Origin of the sequence: Thermoflexus sp. (assembly GCF_025055495.1) — a bacterium.
GTDB lineage: Bacteria > Chloroflexota > Anaerolineae > Thermoflexales > Thermoflexaceae > Thermoflexus.
On record NZ_JANWXB010000360.1, the window covers coordinates 1 to 4,828 of the forward strand.

General features: G+C 62.3%; 4 protein-coding genes. 3 read left to right on the forward strand and 1 reads right to left on the reverse strand.

Annotated elements, in window-relative coordinates:
• The first annotated feature begins 151 nt into the window (after positions 1 to 151).
• Genes NZM16_RS11570 through NZM16_RS11580 form a run of 3 tightly spaced genes read left to right on the forward strand, consistent with a single transcriptional unit; the run spans position 152 to position 4,409 of the window.
• Positions 152 to 1,318, forward strand: a complete 1,167-nt coding sequence (locus NZM16_RS11570; protein WP_295480512.1) for a Druantia anti-phage system protein DruA — start codon at positions 152 to 154, stop codon at positions 1,316 to 1,318.
• A gap of 10 nt (positions 1,319 to 1,328) precedes the next feature.
• On the forward strand, positions 1,329 to 2,480 hold the full coding sequence (locus NZM16_RS11575; protein ID WP_295453674.1) for a DNA double-strand break repair nuclease NurA: 1,152 nt from the start codon (positions 1,329 to 1,331) through the stop codon (positions 2,478 to 2,480).
• Between the two features lie 27 nt (positions 2,481 to 2,507).
• Positions 2,508 to 4,409 carry a DUF87 domain-containing protein gene (locus NZM16_RS11580; RefSeq protein WP_295480514.1) on the forward strand — a complete coding sequence of 634 codons (1,902 nt, stop codon included), beginning with the start codon at positions 2,508 to 2,510 and terminating at the stop codon, positions 4,407 to 4,409.
• Between the two features lie 222 nt (positions 4,410 to 4,631).
• Here NZM16_RS11580 and NZM16_RS11585 read toward each other — a convergent pair.
• Positions 4,632 to 4,828 (reverse strand): hypothetical protein (locus NZM16_RS11585; RefSeq protein WP_295480515.1); only part of this gene is annotated, 197 nt, incomplete at its 5' end.

Consider the following 4,828-nt stretch of genomic DNA (forward strand, 5'->3'; position numbering starts at 1 on the left):
CCCAGTTTATAACTGGACAAAGCACTATCTCAGTTCTCCGAAGCGCCAGCGCATAACTGGACAAAACCCTCGCCCTCTCAGGGTCCTTCAGGAGGCAGATCGGCTTGAGCTCAGCGTGCTCCTTCAGCCATAGAACAGAAAGGAACAGGCAATGGATGGAGCATGGGAGAACCTCCGAGCTCAGGTGCTGGAGCATCTGCGGACGCTCGGGTTTGAGATCGATCGAAAAGACAACGGCTCCCAACGGGACATCCTCGCGCTGAACCTTCCCGAAGCGAAAGAAAAGACGATTCTCCGCCGGCTCCACACGGAAGCGCGCCGCTTCATCCTCCAGCATCACCAGGAGTGGATCCGCTCCCGCTGGTCTGCGTTGTCTTCATATTTCGCGCCGGGATCGAAGATCTCCCCGGCGCGGATCCGGCCTGTCCTGGTAGAGGTCACCGAGGCGTGGCAGGCCGACCTCTTCCGCCTCGCCCGTCTAACCTGGTCGCTGCCTTACTCGAAGGGCTACGGGCGGAGGCTGCGCTTTCTGATCCTGGACGAAGGCCACTGCAGCCCGAAGGGCCATCCGTTCCTGATCGGCATCTTAGCCCTCCAGTCTCCCCCGCTCGCTTTCCCACCCCGGGATCGGCGGTTTCGCTACCCCCCCGGACGCAAGACGGAGCTGGTCAACCAGACCATGGACATCCAGACGCTGGGCGCCCTGCCGCCCTACAGCGATCTCCTGGGAGGGAAGCTGGTGGCCCTGGCGGCTGTCTCCAACGAAGTGCGGGAAGCCTATCGGAGAAGGTATCAGGGCCGCCCTACGGAGATCGAGAAGCGCATCCTCCCAGCGCATCTGGTGGCCCTTACCACCACCAGCGCTTTCGGTCGGTCCAGCCTGTATAACCGCCTGAAATACAAAGGAGAGCCGATTGCGATCTCTTTGGGCTACACCGAGGGATACGGCGCCTTTCATCTGGAACCTCTCTACCCGCTGTTCCGACGGTTCCTGGAAACCCAAGGAGTGCGCACGAGAGGCGGATACGGCGTGGGGCCGCGCATCAAGTGGCAGACATGCGTTCGCGCGCTGGAGCGCCTGGGGCTTTCCCGGTCCCTGCTTCGCCACACCCTCCGGAGGGAGGCCTTCCTCTTCCCACTGATCCACAACCTGGACGATTACATGGAGGGCCGGGCCTCCGAGCCGGTGGATCGCCATCTTCCCTTCACGGATCTGGCGGACTACTGGCGGGAGCGATGGCTGTTGCCCCGGGCAGCCCGGGTGAACGGGTGGCGGGAGTGGGAACCGGAACGACTGCTGGATCTTCTGATCGTGTGAGGGACGTCCCGTGCGCGACGAACTGGAACGCCCGTTTGCCGAGTTGCCCGCCGCGCTGGTGGAAGAGCTCCTCGGAAAGTCGGCGGAGCTCAGCCGGCGCCTGCGCGAGGGCCTGGACGCCCTGCGCTCGGCCCGTCGGGCCTATCGGACACAACTGGAGGAAAGCCACCTTCTGCAGCGGGAAGGGGCGCTCCTGGACGTCCCGGTTCCGACCACCTGCGGAGTGGATGGCGCGTATGCGGTGGAGCGGCTGATCGCGACCGATCTGGTGGCGGCGGTCGCCGTTGCGGTCGAGGGCCTGACGCCGCCTTCGGAGACTCGCCACTGGCCCGAGCCCCGACATCGCGCTTACGTGCAGACCGAACGCCACGAAGAGGAGATCAGCACCCTGGCGCGGGCGGTGATGATCGGCATGGAACTGGAGCTCGCCGCTCAGGCCCCTCACGAGGTGGTCTTCATAGACGGCTCGCTGACCACGCCTCTGATCTATTTCAACCAGGCCATGAACCGGGCTCAGGCCGCTCCAGATCTTCACCTGACGGAGTTTCTCCTGCGAAACATGGAGGTCTATCTGGCCGCCTATCGGGACGTTTTGCTCTCGCAGCGAACCGATCGGGCCTGGGTGGGAGTGCCGAAGTATTCCGTGCGGCGGGAGATCGGGAGGCGCCTGGGCTGGCCGGCCTCCATGGACGATCGGGCGATGCTGACGAACCTGCTGGAGCCCGGCGAATTCATCCGGCCCCAGCCCTTAGAAGCGCCCCGCCAGCCATGGCATCTTCAACTCGACCCGCTCCCGGAGGGGATTCGGAAGCGGGCGGAGGCCCTGCGAGGGGAGATCATCGGGTTGTTGGGCCGGGTGCACGTGATTTACTACCGGCCACGAGCTTGGTTGCCTGCCTTCCGCGTGGAGATGGGAGGCGCCGTCGCCGAGAACGCTGCCCAGCTCGCCCGCGTCATGCAGGCCCTGCGCTTCCAGAGCAGCGGGCCCGGGATCCTGGAGCCCTATCCGATCTATCTGGCGGATCGCATGGTGAAGCACCTGGGGCGGGCGATCCCGACGTTCCGCCAGGTGATCAGCCAGGAGCTGGTAAAGACTTACGAGGGCGACGTCGATGAGGTCTTCCTGAACCTGCACGGATACCGGACGGAGAGCGGACATTGAGAGGTTCCCTGGATGGAGGAGGCAAGGATGGAGCGATCCCTGGATCGGCGGATGGACAGCACTGAACGGATCGGCGTGGTGGGCTCCCCTTCGTCCACTTCGGAGCTGACGCTCGACATCCTGGCCAGCGCGGTGGCCCGCAAGCTGGTGGGGGAGTTCGCCCTTTTTCGCTTCCAGCAGGATGGGAAGCCCCACTACGCCCTGGGCCAGATCGTTGAGGTGAGGCTGCGGAATGTATGGCACGAGGACCCCACCGTGCGGAGCCTGATCCGTCAGCGGGGGCGCATCGACGCCATCAGCGAGCGCCAGGATGTCCACCACGGGGAGATGACGGTGAGTGCGGTTTTCTGTCGGGATGGAGATCGCTATCGCCCCAGCATCCTCGGGACGGTTCCCGCGACGGGCACGTCAGTGCATATCGTGGACGACTCGATCCTGGAGGAGCTGCTGGCTCCATATCAAAGCCAGCTGTTCTATCTGGGACGGGTTTACGGGTCGACCCCGAAGCTGCCCCTGTGGTTCAAGCACTTCGGCAGCGGCCCGGATGGGGCGGGCGAGGCCTATCATCTGGGGATTTTCGGGAAGACGGGCTCCGGCAAGTCCGTGCTGGCCAAGATGATCCTTCTGGCCTACGCCCGCTATCCGGAAATGGCGTTGCTGGTCCTGGATCCCCAAGGGGAGTTCGCCAAGGACCTGCGCGGGGAGCCCACAGGGGATTTCCGGCTTCCGATGCGGGAGGTGCTAAAACATCTGGGCAAGCCTGTCCAGGTGGTGAACGTGCGGGACTTGGTGCTGGATGAATGGAGTCTGTTTCAAAAAATCCTCGAGGCTTCTCGGTTTTTCCGAGAGCTACAGGTATTCACCGCTGATAAGATAGCTACTGCCTCTGAGGTGTTGATCGATGCGATTAAAGAGAAGGGAATTAATCTATCAGATCTGTATCGACGCGAAAAGTTTAAAGAATGCTGGGATTTGCTCAACAGCCCCAGGGTTCGCAATAAGATCTATGCACGGGAAGGGGAGGCCGCCGAGCGGTTTGCCAATGCCATTCGGACTGCCAATTCAGATCGGCTGTATTCCACGATATGGGAGCCGATTGCCAATCTGTTCCGGCAAGATCGGCCGGGTGCCCAGCACATCAATCGGTTGTTGCTTCAGTTGTTAAATCCCCAGGGCCGCCGCCACCTGGTAGTGATTGATCTCTCTTGGGAATATGCCCGGGACCGAAGGACCGCTGGGGTTTCTAAGAGGTCAGACCGGCGATTTGAGCGGGGTCTAGAAAAAAACCTGCTCTTGCCCTTAGAACATCAGGACTCGGAACAGAGGAGTCCAGACGAGAGGCTGTCTGAAGAGCAGGAACAGGAGCCCGCGCTGCTTTGGAATGAGACCATCCAGGCCCTGGTGATCCAGCGGATCCTGAAGGGGATCCTGTGGGCCGCTGAGGAGGCGTATTCTGAAAACCGTAGCCTGAACGCCCTGATCCTGATGGATGAGGCCCATCGGCTGGCTCCCCGGGAGGAACCGGAGAACCCGGAGAAGAAGGCGATCCGCGATCAGCTGATCGACGCCGTGCGCACCACCCGCAAATACGGCGTGGGCTGGATGTTCATCAGCCAGACCCTTTCCAGTCTCCACCGGGGGATCGTCGATCAGCTGCGGATCTTCTTCTTCGGGTTCGGTCTGGGGATGGGGCAGGAGTTCCGGGCGCTGAGCGAACTGGTCGGCGGGCGCAGCAAGGCCCTGGATCTGTATCAGCTCTTCCGGGACCCCCACTCGGCTTTCGACCCAAACGATCGGGAGTATTCGTTCATGACCACCGGGCCCGTTTCCCCCCTCTCCTTCGCCGGGACACCGCTCTTTTTCAATGCCTTCAATCGGGTGGAGGAATTCCTAGAGGCGAATGGGTGGAGTGATTTGAAGAAGGATTAATCCACTGGTGATTGCGATAGCGAATACATCCTCTTCCGCCTGTGAAGGCTCGAATGGATCCGAAGGGCCAGCTCGCCCTGGAAGAGATCGTCCACCGTCTGATTGCGAGCCCGGGAAGGCTGACGGGAAGACAAGGAACAAATCGTTTGGGGGCCAAGGCGTTGTGCGACGGCGCCCCGGCCCCCAAACCCGCAGGAAGGCGACAGGGGTCGTATATCGCCTTCACTCCTCTTCATCCCCGATCACTGTAAAAGTCCGGGGGGTCGCGGGAGGCAGCATCGACCATCCACCGGGGCGGATGTCCGATGGGGTCGGATGAAAGCCCGGCACCCAGGCGACCCACGAGACCCATGGCATCCCCAGGAAAGGAAGACCTGGCGGTGCGCCTGGCCGTTCCCGGCCCGGGATCCCCATCGGAA

Coding starts and splice junctions, on each gene's coding strand:
- NZM16_RS11580 (WP_295480514.1), top strand. CDS start 2,508: ATGGAGCGATCCCTGGATCGGCGGATGGACAGCACTGAACGGATCGGC.
- NZM16_RS11570 (WP_295480512.1), top strand. CDS start 152: ATGGATGGAGCATGGGAGAACCTCCGAGCTCAGGTGCTGGAGCATCTG.